The 15,720-nt window shown below is 64.4% G+C and carries 11 protein-coding genes and 2 tRNA genes; 4 read left to right on the forward strand and 9 right to left on the reverse strand.

The annotated features are described in order from the left end of the window. Nucleotides 1-52: 52 nt before the first annotated feature. Nucleotides 53-2,029 carry an acetyl-CoA carboxylase biotin carboxylase subunit gene (locus JKL46_RS08730; protein ID WP_201831917.1) on the reverse strand — a complete coding sequence of 659 codons (1,977 nt, stop codon included), beginning with the start codon at nt 2,027-2,029 and terminating at the stop codon, nt 53-55. A 447-nt stretch (nt 2,030-2,476) separates the two neighbouring features. On the opposite strand from JKL46_RS08730, the gene JKL46_RS08735 reads away from it, so the two are divergent. After that, a complete protein-coding gene (locus JKL46_RS08735) occupies nt 2,477-3,823 on the forward strand; it encodes an Nramp family divalent metal transporter (RefSeq protein WP_201831920.1) in 1,347 nt (448 codons plus the stop codon). A gap of 251 nt (nt 3,824-4,074) precedes the next feature. Here JKL46_RS08735 and JKL46_RS08740 read toward each other — a convergent pair whose 3' ends face one another. The 5 genes from JKL46_RS08740 to JKL46_RS08760 all read right to left on the reverse strand — a co-directional run bounded on the left by JKL46_RS08740 (nt 4,075) and on the right by JKL46_RS08760 (nt 9,932). Continuing rightward, nucleotides 4,075-6,783 (reverse strand): valine--tRNA ligase, encoded by a 2,709-nt coding sequence (locus tag JKL46_RS08740; protein WP_201831923.1) that lies wholly within the window; start codon nt 6,781-6,783, stop codon nt 4,075-4,077. A gap of 91 nt (nt 6,784-6,874) precedes the next feature. Next, the gene (locus JKL46_RS08745) at nt 6,875-7,411 is read right to left on the reverse strand and encodes a PopZ family protein (protein ID WP_201831925.1); all 537 of its coding nucleotides are present in this window, start codon (nt 7,409-7,411) and stop codon (nt 6,875-6,877) included. A 155-nt stretch (nt 7,412-7,566) separates the two neighbouring features. Continuing rightward, on the reverse strand, nt 7,567-8,931 hold the full coding sequence (locus tag JKL46_RS08750) for a TolC family outer membrane protein (RefSeq protein WP_201831927.1): 1,365 nt from the start codon (nt 8,929-8,931) through the stop codon (nt 7,567-7,569). A gap of 241 nt (nt 8,932-9,172) precedes the next feature. Further along, nucleotides 9,173-9,835: a protein-L-isoaspartate O-methyltransferase family protein gene (locus JKL46_RS08755; RefSeq protein WP_201831934.1), complete on the reverse strand. Its 663-nt coding sequence runs from the start codon at nt 9,833-9,835 to the stop codon at nt 9,173-9,175. Nucleotides 9,836-9,858: 23 nt separating this feature from the next. Beyond that, nucleotides 9,859-9,932: transfer RNA gene (locus JKL46_RS08760), tRNA-Cys, on the reverse strand. A gap of 211 nt (nt 9,933-10,143) precedes the next feature. Between JKL46_RS08760 and JKL46_RS08765 the strand changes: the two genes are divergently transcribed. The 3 genes from JKL46_RS08765 (at nt 10,144) to sseA (ending at nt 12,141) form a co-directional block, all read left to right on the forward strand. Continuing rightward, nucleotides 10,144-10,218 (forward strand) — tRNA-Asn (locus JKL46_RS08765). Between the two features lie 315 nt (nt 10,219-10,533). Continuing rightward, nucleotides 10,534-11,256: an alanyl-tRNA editing protein gene (locus JKL46_RS08770; RefSeq protein ID WP_201831935.1), complete on the forward strand. Its 723-nt coding sequence runs from the start codon at nt 10,534-10,536 to the stop codon at nt 11,254-11,256. Nucleotides 11,257-11,286: 30 nt separating this feature from the next. Continuing rightward, nucleotides 11,287-12,141 (forward strand): 3-mercaptopyruvate sulfurtransferase, encoded by an 855-nt coding sequence (gene sseA, locus JKL46_RS08775; RefSeq protein WP_201831936.1) that lies wholly within the window; start codon nt 11,287-11,289, stop codon nt 12,139-12,141. Between the two features lie 205 nt (nt 12,142-12,346). Here the strand turns inward: sseA and JKL46_RS08780 are convergent, their stop codons facing one another. From JKL46_RS08780 to JKL46_RS08790, 3 genes are all read right to left on the reverse strand, one after another. Then, complete coding sequence (locus JKL46_RS08780; protein WP_425493246.1) at nt 12,347-13,063, reverse strand: amino acid ABC transporter ATP-binding protein; 717 nt, start codon at nt 13,061-13,063, stop codon at nt 12,347-12,349. Between the two features lie 83 nt (nt 13,064-13,146). Beyond that, nucleotides 13,147-14,466, reverse strand: coding sequence for an amino acid ABC transporter permease (locus JKL46_RS08785; protein WP_201831938.1), 1,320 nt, complete (start codon nt 14,464-14,466; stop codon nt 13,147-13,149). Nucleotides 14,467-14,474: 8 nt separating this feature from the next. Then, nucleotides 14,475-15,677 (reverse strand): ABC transporter permease subunit, encoded by a 1,203-nt coding sequence (locus JKL46_RS08790; protein WP_201831939.1) that lies wholly within the window; start codon nt 15,675-15,677, stop codon nt 14,475-14,477. Nucleotides 15,678-15,720: the final 43 nt, after the last annotated feature.

Consider the following 15,720-nt stretch of genomic DNA (forward strand, 5'->3'; position numbering starts at 1 on the left):
TGCGTTTCAACCATGTCCGCATCGCCGGAAAAATCCGGCGATGCGCCGCAGGCTATTCCTCCGTCTTGAGCACGATGAGGCGCGCGCCTTCCGCCACCTGCGCACCGGGTTCGGCGGCGATCTCCGCAATCTCGGCGTCTGAGGGCGCGACGAGCACGTGCTCCATCTTCATCGCTTCGACGATGGCGAGGCGCTGGCCTTTCTCGACCTTGTCGCCCGGCTGCACGAACACCGCGATGAGCTTGCCGTGCATCGGCGCCTTCACCGCGCCGCCCTCGTCCATGTGCTCGAGATCGACATCGAAGGGATCGTAGGGCTGCACAAGCGTCTGGCGTCCGTTGCGGATGATGTAGACCCCGTGCGGCGCGTCGACCTCCCGGTCGACCACGTCCTCGGCCCAAGGATCGCTCTCGCCGAACGCGACGGTGCTGGCGCCGGGATGTGTGCGGCTGAACACCTCGCGCGCGTCGACGCGTTCGCCGTCGACCAGCAGCGGCACGCCGACGCTGCGGATGCCGAGCAGCTGGAATCCGTCCGGTGCCGACCAGGGCGAGGACGGCTCGTCGCTCTTCTGCAGCTCCGCCATGCGCAGCCGCTCGATCTCGCGCGAGATCAACGCGGAAGCGCCGAACGACACGGCGATCTCGTCCACGGGCTGCGGCCCGACGCCGAGGCTCTCAAGATTGCGGTCGATGAAGCCGGTATCGAACCGCCCTGCCCTGAAGCCTTCCGCCTCGCAGAGCTTCTTCAGGAAGGCGGCGTTGGTCTTCGGCCCGGCGACGATCGTCTCGCCGAGCGCCGCCGCGAGCCGGTCCAAGGCTTCGTCGCGGGTTGCGCCATGGGCGATGACCTTCGCGATCATCGGATCGTAATACGGCGTCACCTCGGCCCCGGCCTCGACGCCGGTATCGATGCGGATGCCCTCGCCTTCCGGGAACTCCAGCGCCCAGAGCTTGCCGGTCGAGGGCAAAAACTCCTTCTCCGGGTCCTCGGCGTAAAGCCGCGCCTCGACGGCATGGCCGTCGATGGAAAGATCACCTTGCGTGAACGGCAGCACCTCGCCCGACGCGGCACGGAACTGCAGCTCGACGAGATCGAGGCCGGTGATCGCCTCCGTCACCGGATGCTCGACCTGCAGGCGTGTGTTCATCTCCATGAAGTAGAAGCGGTCGGCCCGCAGGCCCTCGCGCCCGTCGGCGATGAACTCGACCGTGCCGGCGCCGACATACCCCACCGCGCGGGCGGCCTCGACCGCAGCCGATCCCATCGCCTGGCGCATCTCCGGCGTCATGCCCGGCGCCGGCGCCTCCTCGATCACCTTCTGGTGCCGGCGCTGCAGCGAGCAGTCGCGCTCGAAGAGATGCACCACGTTGCCGTGGCTGTCGGCGAAAACCTGGATCTCGATGTGCCGTGGGGACAGGATGTACTTCTCCACCAGCACCCGCGGATCGCCGAAGAAGTTTTGGGCCTCGCGCTGGGCGCTCTCGAGGGCCGCATCGAAATCGGCCGCCTTCTCGACCCGCCGCATGCCTTTGCCGCCGCCGCCGGCGACCGCCTTGATCAGCACCGGATAGCCGATCTCGTAAGCCTTCTGGCGCAGGAAGTCCGGATCCTGCTTGGAGCCGTGATAACCCGGCACCACCGGTACGCCGGCCTGCTGCACCAGGGCCTTGGCCGCGTCCTTCAGCCCCATCGCCTTGATGGCGGAAGCGGGCGGGCCGACGAAGACGATGCCATTTTTGGCGCAGGCCTCGGCGAACTCGGCCCGTTCCGAGAGGAAGCCATAGCCGGGATGGATCGACGCCGCTCCGGTCCGCCTGGCGACCTCGATGATCCTGTCGATCTGGAGATAGCTCTCGCGGGCGGGCGGCGGGCCGATGAGATGGGCCTCGTCCGCCATCTGCACGAAGAGCGCATCCGCATCGGCTTCCGAATGGACCGCGATGGTGCGCATCCCGAGCTCCCGGGCCGTGCGGATGATCCGGCATGCGATCTCGCCGCGATTGGCGATCAGGACACTCTCGAGCATGGCCATCCCTGGTTCGTCCTTGTCTGGATTTGCAGATCCTAGAGCAAACCTCGGGCCTCTTGTCACGCCCGAACTCCCGGGGAGTGACTGAAGGTTGAGTTCTGCCGGGGCCGGCACACCGTCATTCCGGGGCGCCGCAGGCGAGCCCGGAACCCATAACCGCCAGCCTTGCAGAAGGCGGCGCAACGCCGCTCATCTCAATCTCGAGCCGTCGTGGCTATGGGCTTTGGGTTCCGGGTTCCGCTTAAGCGGCCCCGGAATGACGGCGTGGAACTCAAACTCAAATCACTACCAACTCCAGCGCCCGGCCCCGCTCCACCGGCGAGCTTGACCCTTTGGAGGGATGAATGGCCGGTGATGCAACTTTGTGCGTCTTCCCCTCTTGCTGAAGTGTCCGTTCGTTGCTAGCCTCTTATTGCAAATCGTTTGCAACTGCAGAAAGACGCCATGGACCAGCCGGCCCCCATCTCCCTTGTGCAAAAAGCCGCGTGGCGGAACTCGCGGGATCTGCCCTCCCTGCCGGAGGTCAACCGGACCATCGCGGTGCGGCCGGGATCGACCTGGCGGCGCGCCGCCGCCTTCCTCGGGCCGGGCTATCTGGTGGCTGTGGGCTATATGGATCCCGGAAACTGGGCGACCTCCCTCGCCGGCGGCTCGAAATACGGCTACGCCCTGCTCTCGGTGGCGCTGATCTCCAACATCATGGCGATCGTCCTGCAGTCGCTCTGCGCGCGCCTTGCCATCGCCACCGGCCGCGACCTTGCCCAGGCCTGCCGGGACGCCTATCCGAAGCCCGTCTCCTGGGCTTTATGGCTCCTTGCGGAGCTCGCGATCTGCGCCACCGATCTGGCAGAGGTCATCGGCACGGCCATCGGCCTGAACCTGCTCTTCGGCGTCCCGCTCGAGATCGGCGTCGTCATCACCGCCCTCGACGTGTTCCTGATTCTCTACCTGCAGAATCTCGGCTTCCGCTGGGTTGAGGCCTTCATCATCACCCTGCTCGGGGTGATCGCGGTGTGCTTCGGCATCCAGATCGCCATGGCCGATCCGGACTGGTCGGGCGTGATCCGCGGCTTTGCCCCTACCACGGAAATCGTCACCAACCCGGACATGCTCTACCTCGCGCTCGGCATCATCGGCGCGACGGTCATGCCGCATAACCTCTACCTGCATTCAGGCATCGTGCAGACCCGCGCCTACGGCGACACCGTGCCGGAGCGGCGCGAGGCCTTGCGCTTCGCAACCCTCGACTCGACCATCGCGCTGATGTTCGCGCTGACCATCAACGCGTCCCTGCTCATCCTTGCCGCAGCGGCTTTCCATCATACCGGCCGCAGCGACATCGCCGAACTCGGCGAAGCGCATACGCTTCTCCAGCCGATCCTCGGCAGCGCCATCGCGCCGATGCTCTTCGGCCTGTCTCTCCTGTGCTGCGGCCTGAACTCCACGGTCACGGCGACCATGGCCGGCCAGATCGTCATGGAGGGCTTCATCAACTTCCGGATGGCGCCCTGGGCGCGCCGGCTCATCACCCGCGGCATCGCCATCATCCCGGCCGCTGCCGTCACCATCGCCTATGGCGAGAGCGGGACCGCGAAACTGCTCATCCTGAGCCAGGTGATCTTGAGCCTGCAGCTTCCCTTCGCCGTCATCCCGCTCGTGACGATGACCGCCTCGAAGCGCAAGATGGGCGACCTCGTGACCCCACGCTGGCTCACCGCCTTCGCTGGCATCATCGCCGCGGTGATCGTGGTGCTGAACGTGAAGCTGCTGGTGGATTTCGTGCTGGGGTGAACGACTTCGATGTCATTCCCGGAAGGACGTATAGCGGAGGGGAAGGGAATCCATAGCGCCGCGCTTGATCGTGGATCCCCTTCCCGGCCTGCGGCCGCCGGGGATGACCCTCTCGCGTCATGGCCGCACTTGTTGCGGCCACCCACGTTTTCAGAACCACAACGTTGCATAGACGTGGGTCCCCGGGACAAGCCCGGGGATGACGTCGAGGCGAGAGGAAGCCGGTGATGACGTGTGTGAATTGACGGCCCTTACGCGTCCTTCAACCGGCTCAGCGCCTCTTCCATCTTCGCCTTGCGTGTCACAGCTTCCTCGCGGCGTTCGCGCTGCTCGTCGACCACCTCTTCGGGTGCGCGCTTGAGGAAGTCGGCGTTCCCGAGCTTCGCGTCGATCTTGGCGACCTCCGCATCGAGCTTCTGGATTTCCTTGGCGAGGCGCGCGCGCTCGGCATCGAGATCGATCACGCCCTCCAGCGGCAGCGCCGCCACCTCACCGCGGATGATGAGCTGGATCGAGCTCTTCGGCGCGGCTTCGACGAAGGAGATCTCCGATATGCGTGCAAGGCGCTTCACGATATCGCCCCAGCGGCCGGTACGGGCCCGCACGTCGGCGGAGGAAGCGACCAGTGCGAGCGGGATCTGCGCGCCTGCCGGCACGTTGGTCTCGGACCGGGCGGAACGGATCTCGTTGACGAGATCCACAACCCAGCCGATCTCGGCCTCGGCCTCAGCGTCGATCAGGTGTGCGAGATTGGGCCACGGCGTCAGTGCGAGGATCGTCTCGCGCTTCGGTCCTTCCGCGCCCTTGATCGCCCACAGCTCCTCCGTGAGGAAGGGCATGAAGGGATGCAAAAGCTTGCAGATCTCGTCGAAGATGAAAGCGATGGTGGCGCGGGTCTCGTCCTTGGCGGGCGAATCCGCACCCTGCAGCACGGGCTTGGCGAGTTCGAGCGTCCAGTCGCAGAACACGTTCCAGACGAAGCGGTAGGCAGCGCCCGCAGCCTCGTTGAACTTGTAGCCCTGGATGCCGGCGGAGACCTCGTCGATCGCCTTGGCGCATTCGCTGAGCGCCCATTTGTTGAGCGTCTCCTTCACCGATTTAGGATCGAAGCCGGCAACGCGACGGCACTCGTTCATCTCGGCGAAACGCGCCGCGTTCCAGATCTTGGTCGCGAAGTTGCGGTAGCTCTCGACGCGCTGGACGGACAGCTTGATGTCGCGCCCCTGCGCAGCCATGGCGGCAAGCGTCATGCGCAGCGCATCGGCGCCGTACTGCTCGACCACGTCGAGCGGGTCGATGACGTTGCCCTTCGACTTCGACATCTTGGCGCCCTTCTCGTCGCGGACGAGGGCGTGGATGTAGACCGTGTCGAAGGGGACCTCGTCCATGAAATGGAGGCCCATCATCATCATGCGGGCGACCCAGAAGAAGATGATGTCGAAGCCCGTCACCAGCGTGTTGGTCGGATAATAGCGGTCGAGCTCCGGCGTATCGTCCGGCCAGCCGAGCGTCGAGAACGGCCAGAGCGCCGAGGAGAACCAGGTGTCGAGCACGTCCTCGTCGCGCCTGAGCGCCACATCGCGACCGTTCTTCTCGCGCGCCTGGGCCTTGGCATCCTCTTCACTGAGCGCAACGAACACGTTGCCCTGATCGTCATACCAGGCCGGGATCTGGTGGCCCCACCAGAGCTGGCGCGAGACGCACCACGGCTCGATGTTCTCGAGCCACTGGAAGTAGGTCTTCTCCCAGTTCTCCGGCACGAACTTGGTCTTGCCCTCGCGCACGACGCCGAGCGCACGCTCGGCAAGCGGCTTCACGTTCAGGTACCACTGATCCGTGAGGTAGGGCTCGATCACCACGTTCGAGCGGTCGCCGTGCGGGACGGTGTGCACATGCGGCTCGATCTGCACGAGAAGCTCGCGCTCCTCCAGCATGGCGACGATGCGCTTGCGAGCCTCGAAGCGGTCGAGCCCGTCGAGCGAGAGAACGGCCTTGAGGTCATCGGTCCGGCCGAGGCCTTCCAGGAATGCCTCGTTGTCGGCAAGCGCAAGTTGAGCCTCGGTGCCGAAGATGTTGATGAGCGCCAGCTTGTGACGGCGACCGACCTCGAAATCGTTGAAGTCGTGCGCCGGCGTGATCTTCACCGCGCCTGTGCCCTTCTCGGGGTCGGAATATTCATCCGCGACGATCGGGATGCGGCGGCCGACGAGCGGCAGGATCGCGAACTTGCCGACGAGGTCCTTGTAGCGCTCGTCCTCGGGGTGGACGGCAACGGCCACGTCGCCGAGCATGGTCTCAGGCCGCGTGGTCGCCACGGTGATGGAGCGGTCGGGCATGCCCTCGATGGCGTAGCGGATGTGCCAGAGATTGCCCTTCACCTCGACCTGCTGAACCTCGAGGTCCGAGATCGCGGTCTGGAATTTCGGGTCCCAGTTCACAAGGCGCTTGTCCTTGTACATCAGGCCCTGCTTGTAGAGGTCGACGAAGACCTTCAGCACGGCCTCGGACAGGCCCTCGTCCATGGTGAAGCGCTCGCGCGACCAGTCGCAGGAGGCGCCGAGACGCTTGAGCTGACGCACGATGGTGCCGCCGGATTCTTCCTTCCACTCCCAGACGCGGCGGACGAATTCGTCGCGGCCGAGGTCGCGGCGCTGGATCTGGCGCTCGGCGAGGCGACGCTCCACCACCATCTGCGTGGCGATGCCGGCATGGTCCATGCCCGGCTGCCACAGCACGTCCTTGCCGCGCATGCGCTCGAAACGGCAGAGGATGTCCTGGATCGTGTTGTTGAGGGCGTGCCCCATATGGAGCGAGCCGGTTACGTTCGGCGGCGGAATGACGATCGTGTAGGGTTCGGCGCCCTTGCGATCCTCACGCCCGGCCTTGAAGGCCTCGGCCTCTTCCCAGCGGGTGGAGATGCGTGCCTCGACGGCGGAGGGATCGAACGTCTTGTCCATCATGATGAGTACCGGCCTGTTGGCGCGACGAACGCGCAAGCAAGAGGGCTACAAACCGGACGGATCGGACGAAGTCAACAGAGGCGTGACGATCTTAAGCGCGGCGGCGGGCGACGCGCTCGATCTCCTCGCGGACGAGGCGCTCGACCAGGGGAGGAAGATTGTCATCGAGCCAGGCCTTCAGCATGGGCCGGAGCATCTCCTTCATGAGATCCTCGACGCTCTGAGGCTGGGCAGGCTTGACGGATTCGCTCAGGCGGGAAAAGGCGCCGCTGACCGAGGCGACGGCCTCCGTCGACAGGAGAGCCTCGGCCGCCGGCGCGGCCTTCTTCAGGACAGGCTCGGGGACGATGATCGGCGCTGGCTCGAAACACTCCGGGTCCCGACGGGCCGGCGCAGCCTCGGCGAAATCCGGCTCGATATGGGCTTCCAGAAAGGCTGTGTCACCGCGGCTCCAGGGCCCGAGCACGGGCTCGTTGGGGCTCGCTCCGAGAAGGGGCGAGACGTGCAGCTCGGCGATGTCGAGCACATTCTTCAGAGGTGAGGAAGCGGGCGCTTCAGGCTCGGAATGCTGCGGATCGTCCTGGTCGTCGGCGATGATACGCCGGATGGACGCCAAGATCTCGTCCATCGATGGCTCATTAACCTTCAGGCCCGCCGAACCCATAGCCGCATCCAAATCAACAACGCAAGAATCACATTCTTATGAATGTAGTTAAAGTATTTTACGCAAACCTAAAGAAAACAAGAAGGGCCAGAACTAAAAAGTCCTGGCCCGAAAACTTATCAACGACCGTCCGGCGTCGACAAACCGATCCAGAGATCTTTAACCTGATCGTAATGAATCTTCGGGCTGTAGTGATTCACCTTCAGGCCGAGGGCCCGTGAATTCAGCCGTCCCATCGCATTGACGAGACTGTAGGAGGCGACGACGCGATCGCGCTGGGCCGTGATGAGGTTCACACGGGCGTTGAGCAGTTCCTGCTGCGCGTTCAACACGTCAAGGGTGGTGCGCTGGCCGACGCGGGCCTCTTCACGCACGCCGTTGAGCGCCGTCTCGGCCGCATCGATCTGCGCCTGGGCCGCCTGGATCTGGGCGCGGGCCGCTTCCAGCCGACCCCATGAGGATTGGATGGCAGCGCGGACCTGATCGCGCACGGAATCGGCCTCGAGGCGACGCTGGCCGGCCGTTTCCTTGGCCTGGCGGGTGGCCGCATAGACCTGGCCGCCTTCGTAGATCGGCACGGTCAGCTGAGCCACTACGGAGGCGGACAGGGCATTGTCGCCCTCCTGGTTCCGGTCGTAGCGCTGGTTCACGGAGCCAGAGACGCCGAGCTGCGGCGCAAGCGCCCCCTGCTCGATCTTCACCTGCAATTCGGCAACGTCGACCGCATGCTGGCGCGCCTTGATCGCCGGATGTTCATTGAGGCCGACCTTCAGGGCCGCGTCGACGGTGCGGGGCGTCAGCTTGTCGAGCGGCCGGCCGGGAGCCAGCTGCGCAGGATCCACGCCGATGACCTGGCGATAGACCGCGATGCTGTTGCGCAGGGTGGCTTCGGCAAGGCTGGCCTCGGACCGGGCGGCAGCGAGGCGGGCCTCGGCCTGGGCGACGTCGGTGCGGGTCACCTCGCCGACGTTGAAGCGGTCGCGGGTCTGCCGGAGCTGCTCGTCGATCACCTCGACGTTGTTGCGCTGGAGGTCGAGGATCGCGGTGTCGCGCAGAACGTCCATATAGGCCGTCGCGCCGTCGAGCAGAACACTCTGCTCGGTGGTGTTCAGTGTTTCCCGGGAGCCGAGGACCGAGGATTCCGCCGCGCGGACGCGGTTCGTGGTGCGATAGCCGTCGAAGAGCGACTGGTCGATCTGGACGCCGAAGCCCCGGGGCGTCAGCCGGCTCGTGGTGGTGCCGCCGCCGAAGACCGTCCGCGGCGTGCCGCTGTCGAATTCAGTGTAGGTCCGGCCGACATCGGCCGTGCCGTTGATCTGCGGGCGGTAGCCGGACTTGGCCTGAGGGACGGTTTCGTCGGTCGCACGGACACTTGCGCGCTGAGCGTTGATGTCGGGATTGTTGCCATAGGCGCGCGCCAGAGCGCTCTCCAAAGTCTCGGCAGACGCGCCGGCCGCGCCCGCCAGCACGAACACCGAGGTCATTGCCCCAAAGAGCAAGCGATACGTTTTCTTGGAGTACTTTTCGTTCACGCGCACCTGCCTAGCGATCCAACGACGGTCCAGTCGTAATCGACGCCACTTCAAAAACCACTGCTACTCAAAGCGCAACAATACCCAAGGGAACCGAGTCGGCAACAACAGGCTGCGGCCAAACCGATTTTAGCGGGCGAGTGGCGCAAAAAAGCGACACTTTCGACACGACAAATTGAGTATTTGGAAAGGATTAGAACGTGAAACCCGGGGTTTGGACGAAGGGCGTCAGCAGGGGGGCTGCCGCCTCGAACAGGCTCCGCTCGCCGAAAGCGTCGCCGGAACGGACGTAAAGCGTCGCCCGGGCGGCACGCCCGCGACCCTTTACGCAGACCAGGCGTCCGCCCTCGGCCAACTGAGCGAGCAGCGCGTCGGGACGAAGATCGACCGATCCATTGATGAGAATGGCGTCGTAGGGGCCGTTTCCGGCATAGCCCTGTTCGAGCGGCCCCGTGACGACCGCCACGCCGGCGGCGCCGGCCGCGCTCAGGCTCTGCCGGGCGTCGGCGGCGAGGGCCTCGTCCGCTTCCAGCGCAGTCACCTGGGCCCCGAGCCTGTGGAAGACGGCGGAGGCGTAGCCGCGGCCGCAAGCCACGTCGAGAACCTTCTCGCCCGCATCGATGCCAAGGGCCTGGATCAGGCGGCCGAGAACCATCGGGGAGAGCATGTAGCGCCGATCGGCGCTGTCGCTGACGAGGATGTCCTGGTCGATATAGGCGAGATCCTGGCGACCCGGGAGCACGAAGAGCTCTCTCGGAACGTTATCCATGGCGTCCAGCAGCGGCATGTCGTTCACGTCGAAAGTGCGCAGCTGGCCATCAACCATTGTCCGGCGCGCTTGAGCGAAATCGACCATGGATAGTGCCTTTAGAAACTTGTTGGAGGCCTCGCCCGGAATCGAACCGGGGTGCAAGGATTTGCAGTCCTCTGCGTAACCACTCCGCCACGAGGCCGTCCGGGAGTGCCGCGAACGCGACGGCTGCTGCATAGCAACCATCCCCTCAAAGAGCAACAGCCCCTTTTCGCTCCCCCGCGCCAATAAGGCACTTGCAACGAACGAAACCCGTGCTATATGCCTCCCACCTCGCCGACGGGCTGCCTTTCGATGGCCTCGCGGCGTTCAGGGAAGCTCACAGCGAAGCTTCTTCGAAGGTTAAGGCTTATTCCGGCGTGGCGCAGCGGTAGCGCAGCGGACTGTTAATCCGTTGGTCGTAGGTTCGAATCCTACCGCCGGAGCCAACCTTCTCATCCCTGGCTTCATCCCGACAAAACTGAACACGCCGCGCAACCTAGGCGCGGCTTTCGGCGGTGGTTCACGCACGGCTTTTGGACGCTGCGAGCGCATCGTGCGGACCCAGCGGGCCGCGTCAGCGAAAAGTGGAGTCGGTTTTCTGCATTCAACGATGCGCCAGCCATGAGGAGGAGCATCGCAGGTTCGATGTTCGCGGGTTCGAATGCCCGCTCTCGCCGCTTCGAACCGTGCATGGCGGTTATGGCTTGACCATCGAACCTCCTTGCCCTCAGCATCGCCCCTCTTTTTCGAACGGGACGATCATGGCCGCTACGACGCTTCTCTTCCGCGACGATGCCTATGCCACCTCCTGCGAGGCAAAAATCCTCGCGATCACGCCGGAGGGCGGAATCATTCTCGACCGCACGGTGTTCTATGCCCAAGGCGGCGGACAGCCGGGCGACACCGGCGCGCTGGTGACATCGGCGGGAGAGAGAATCGAGATTGCGAACACGGTCTATGGTGCCGACCGCTCACAGATCGCGCATCTCGTCGGCTCCGAGGCGGCATCCCGCCTGAAGGAGGGCGAGACCGTCACGCTCGAGCTCGACTGGCCGCGCCGGCTCAAGCGCATGCGCGTCCATACGGCGCTGCACCTGTTGAGCGTCGTTCTGCCGTATCCCGTTACCGGCGGCTCTATCGGCGACGGCGACGGACGGCTCGATTTCGACATCCCGGATGCAGGCCTCGACAAGGCCGACGTCACGGAAAAGCTCAATGCACTGATCGCACGCGACGCGGCCGTGACCGAGCGCTGGATCACCGACGAGGAACTCGATGCCAATCCGGGCTTGGTGAAGACCATGTCGGTGAAGCCGCCGCGCGGATCGGGCCGCGTGCGCCTTGTCGAGATCGACGGAATCGATCTCCAGCCCTGCGGCGGCACCCATGTGCGGCGTACGGCTGAGATCGGCTCCGTCGTCATCACCGACATCGAGAAGAAGGGCAAGCAGAACCGCCGCGTTCGCCTGTCCCTTGCCGACTGAAAAGACTTATCCGTCAGAAAGGAATTGCCCATGTCCGAGCCCTTCGTATCGACCGCATGGCTGCAGGAGCACCTGAACGACCCGAACCTCGTGGTGGTGGACGGCTCCTGGTATCTGCCCACGCAGAACCGCGATCCGCAGGCCGAGTATCTTGCCGGCCACATTCCCGGTGCCGTCCGCTTCGACATCGACAGCGTGAAGGACACCGCCTCCACCCTGCCCCACATGCTGCCTTCGCCGGAGAGCTTCGCGAAAACGGTAGGAGCCCTGGGCATCGGCGAGGATTCGACCATCGTGGTCTATGACGGCGCCGGTCTGTTCGCGGCACCACGCGTGCGCTGGACATTCCAGGTCTTCGGCGCGCGCAACGTCTCGATTCTCGAAGGCGGCTTTCCGGCCTGGAAGGCGGAAGGACGACCAGTCGAGACCGGGCCCGAAAAGTCGCGCGCTCCTCGAACCTTCAAGCCCTCCTTCAATCCGTCCGTGATCGCGGATGCCTCGGCGATCCAGTCGGCGCTGAAATCGGGCGCGACCCAGGTCGTCGATGCCCGCCCCGCGGATCGTTTCCGCGGCGAAGCGCCGGAGCCACGTCCGGGCCTGCGTTCCGGCCATATTCCGGGAAGCCTCAACCTGCCCTTCGGCGAGATCATCGAGAACGGCCGCCTGAAGGACAAGGCCGGGCTCGAGAAGGCGATTGCGGATGCCGGAATCGATCCCGGCCAGCCGGTGATCACAACCTGCGGCTCCGGCGTCTCGGCCGCGATCCTCGGCGTCGCCTTCGAGGTCACTGGCCGCCCGATCCAGGCAATCTATGACGGCTCCTGGGCCGAATGGGGTGCGAGAGAGGATCTGCCGATTGCGACGGGGCCAGGGAAGACGGGTTAGCGCCGCTCATCACCCCTCTCGACGTCATCACCTCCCCGGACTTGATCCGGGGATCCTGCCGGTGATCCCGATTGACTGAGATGCGGCGCTTTTCAGAATCGGGATGGCCGGCACAAGGCCGGCCATGACATCGTGGGTAAGTGCCCAATCAAAACAAAAAGGCCCCGGATCATCCCGGGGCCTTTTGTTTTCCACTCAATCCGGCTCAGTGCAGGATCTGGGACAGGAAGAGCTTGGTGCGCTCGTGCTGCGGGTTCTTGAAGAATTCGTCCGGGGTGTTCATCTCGACGATCTGCCCGTAATCCATGAAGATCACCCGGTCGGCGACCTGGCGGGCGAAGCCCATTTCGTGGGTCACGCAGAGCATGGTCATGCCCTCTTCCGCGAGGCCGACCATGGTGTCGAGCACCTCCTTCACCATCTCGGGGTCGAGCGCCGAGGTCGGCTCGTCGAACAGCATGATCTTCGGGCTCATGCAGAGCGAGCGGGCGATCGCCACGCGCTGCTGCTGGCCGCCCGAGAGCTGGCCCGGATACTTGTTCGCCTGCTCCGGGATCTTGACCCGCTTCAGGTAGTGCATGGCGATCTCTTCCGCCTCCTTCTTGGGCATCTTCTTCACCCAGATCGGAGCGAGCGTGCAGTTCTCGAGGATCGTCAGATGCGGGAAGAGGTTGAAGTGCTGGAACACCATGCCGACGTCGCGGCGCACTTCGTCGATGCGCTTGAGATCGTTGGTGAGCTCCGTGCCGTCGACGATGATGCGGCCCTTCTGGTGCTCCTCGAGCCGGTTGATGCAGCGGATCATCGTGGACTTGCCGGACCCCGAAGGTCCGCAGATCACGATGCGCTCGCGGCGCCGGACATTCAGGTTGATGTCCCGCAGGACGTGGAATTCGCCGTACCATTTGTGCACGTCGATCATCTGCACGGCGGCTTCGGCATTCGGGTCGGTGTCGACGGAGCGGATCTGTTGAGCTGACATTGTCGTTGCCATGGATGTTTACTTTACCGTTTCTGACCAGCCGCAAGGCGCCGCTCGACTCCGAGAGAGTATCGCGACATGCCAAAGCAGAAGACGAAGTAGAACAGGGCCGCAAAGGCATAGCCTGTGATGCCGATGGTGGGCGCTGCCCAGGCGGGATCGATGCGCGAGGCCTCGATGGTCTTCACCAGATCGAAGATGCCGACGATGGCGACCAGCGACGTATCCTTGAACAGGCCGATGAAGGTGTTGACGATGCCCGGGATCACGATCCGCAGCGCCTGCGGAAGGATGATCAGGGTCATCATCTGCGGATAGTTGAGGCCGAGCGACATAGCGCCTTCATACTGCCCTTTCGGCATGGCCTGCAGACCGCCGCGCACCACCTCGGCCATGTAGGCGGAGGCGAAGAGCGCGGTGCCGATCAGCGGACGCAGCAGGCGGTCGACCGTGATGTCGCCGGGCAGGAAGAGCGGCAGCATCGTGTTCGCCATGATCAGCACGGTGATCAGAGGCACGCCGCGCACGAACTCGATGAAGATCACCGAGGCCATGCGTACGATGGGCAGTTTCGAGCGCCGCCCGAGAGCCAGAACGATGCCGAAGGGCAGCGAGACGACGATGCCCACCGTGGCCACGAGCAGGGTGACCAGAATGCCGCCCCACAGGGAGGTCGGCACATGGGCGAGGCCGAAATCGATATCGACCAGCGCCAGGGTGATGCCGATCACCGCGACGATGCCGCCGCCCATGATCAGCGCCGGACGCATGGAGGTCTTCAGTATCGCGGCGGCGAAGGCGAAGAGCGCGATCACCAGCGCGGCGAAGATGGCGAAGCCGAGCCAGAAACGGGCGCCGAGATCGGCATTGCCGCCGGTCAGGAGGATGTAGGAGAGGACCGGGAAGATCCAGAAGAAGTAGACCGCTCCCAGGTCGCGACGCGGGGCCTTCAGCCATAGCAGCCAGGCGACGCCGATGGCCAAGAGGGCGAAGAAGATGTTGACCCGCCAGCGCTCCGATATCGTGTAGGAGCCGTAGATGAAGTAGTTGATCTTGTCGAAGATGAAGGCCCAGCAGGCCCCGGCCTCGCTGCCTCCGGAATCAGCGCGGCAGGCCGCCCGGTCGGAACCGGACCAGACCGCATCGATGAAGAGGAATTTCACTAGCGGCGGAACGGTGACGTAGAGGAGATAGAACACCACCAGCGTCAGGATGGTGTTGAAGGGGCCGGAAAAGAGGTTTTCCCGAACCCAGGCAATGGGGCCGCGAGCCAGATTCGGCGGAGGCAGCGCATCCACCTGCTTGGCGCGGACGAAACGGGGCATATCGACGGCGGTGCTCATAAGATCTCCTACCGTTCGACGATCGCCACGCGGCGGTTGTAGACGTTCATGATGAACGAGGTCAGAAGGCTGATCGTCAGGTAGACGCCCATGGTGATGACGACGACCTCGATGGCCTGGCCGGTCTGGTTCAGCACCGTTCCCATGAACACCTGCACGAGGTCAGGATAGCCGATGGCGACGGCGAGCGACGAGTTCTTCGTCAGGTTCAGATACTGGCTCGTCAGCGGGGGAACGATGACGCGCATGGCCTGCGGGATCACCACGAGGCGCAGGGTCTGGCCCGGCGTGAGGCCGAGGGAGCCCGCGGCTTCCGACTGTCCCTTCGAGACCGCGAGGATGCCGGCGCGGACGACCTCGGCGATGAAGGCGGCCGTATAGGTGACGAGGCCGAGAAGCAGCGCCACGAATTCCGGCAGGATCTGCATGCCGCCGGTCAGGTTGAACGTGCCCTTGCGCGGCAGCTCGAAGCTGATCGGATTGGCGCCGACCAGCGCCAGCACGATCCAGGTGAGAATCGGAAGGCCTATGACCAGCGCGAGCGTCACCTTGCCGACGGGATATTGCCGGCCGGTCTGCTCCTGCTGCTTCCTCGCCCAGTGGCGGTAGACGAAGGTTCCGACGAGGCCGACGACGAGGGCAGCAAGGAGCACCCATGCGTCAGAGGCGTAGAGCGGCTTGGCCATGAACAGGCCACGGGAATTCAGGTAGAACCCGGCCCCCATCTCGAGCGAGTTGCGCGGCTGCGGCAGCGTGCCAAGAACGGCGATGTACCAGAACAGCAGCTGCACCAGCAGCGGGATGTTGCGCAGCACCTCGACATAGACCATCGCCACCTTCGCCACCATCCAGTTCTTGGACAGGCGCGCGATGCCGATGGTGAAGCCGAGGATCGTCGTGAAGAAGATGCCGATCACCGAGACGAGCAGGGTGTTCAGCAGGCCGACGATAAAGGCGTCGCCATAGGTTCCGCCGGCTGCGCTGAACTGGATCAGCGTCTGGCTGATGTCGAAGCCGGCGGTGTTGTTCAGGAAGCCGAAGCCTGAGGCGATCTTGGCGCGCTGCAGGTTCTCGATGGCATTCGTCGCGGCGACGTAGAAGAGGAAGACGATCGCGGCGACGAGGACGACCTGGTAGAAGATTCCGCGAACCTTCGGATCGTACAGAAACGATTTCTGGGGGGGCGATGTCTGACTGACAACGGTCTGCACTGAGTTCACCTCTGACGGCTATTCTTATTTTATACCGGGCCGT

The sequence above is a fragment of the Microvirga zambiensis WSM3693 genome (genome assembly GCF_016735695.1).
GTDB classification, from domain to species: domain Bacteria; phylum Pseudomonadota; class Alphaproteobacteria; order Rhizobiales; family Beijerinckiaceae; genus Microvirga; species Microvirga zambiensis.

Excerpts from the sequence above, each read along its gene's own strand:
- JKL46_RS08750 (WP_201831927.1), bottom strand. The coding sequence starts at position 8,931 with ATGACCTCGGTGTTCGTGCTGGCGGGCGCGGCCGGCGCGTCTGCCGAG.
- JKL46_RS08740 (WP_201831923.1), bottom strand. The coding sequence starts at position 6,783 with ATGATGGACAAGACGTTCGATCCCTCCGCCGTCGAGGCACGCATCTCC.
- JKL46_RS08785 (WP_201831938.1), bottom strand. The coding sequence starts at position 14,466 with ATGAGCACCGCCGTCGATATGCCCCGTTTCGTCCGCGCCAAGCAGGTG.
- JKL46_RS08745 (WP_201831925.1), bottom strand. The coding sequence starts at position 7,411 with ATGGACGAGATCTTGGCGTCCATCCGGCGTATCATCGCCGACGACCAG.
- JKL46_RS08780 (WP_425493246.1), bottom strand. The coding sequence starts at position 13,063 with ATGATCGACGTGCACAAATGGTACGGCGAATTCCACGTCCTGCGGGAC.
- sseA (WP_201831936.1), top strand. The coding sequence starts at position 11,287 with ATGTCCGAGCCCTTCGTATCGACCGCATGGCTGCAGGAGCACCTGAAC.
- JKL46_RS08770 (WP_201831935.1), top strand. The coding sequence starts at position 10,534 with ATGGCCGCTACGACGCTTCTCTTCCGCGACGATGCCTATGCCACCTCC.
- JKL46_RS08730 (WP_201831917.1), bottom strand. The coding sequence starts at position 2,029 with ATGCTCGAGAGTGTCCTGATCGCCAATCGCGGCGAGATCGCATGCCGG.
- JKL46_RS08755 (WP_201831934.1), bottom strand. The coding sequence starts at position 9,835 with ATGGTCGATTTCGCTCAAGCGCGCCGGACAATGGTTGATGGCCAGCTG.
- JKL46_RS08735 (WP_201831920.1), top strand. The coding sequence starts at position 2,477 with ATGGACCAGCCGGCCCCCATCTCCCTTGTGCAAAAAGCCGCGTGGCGG.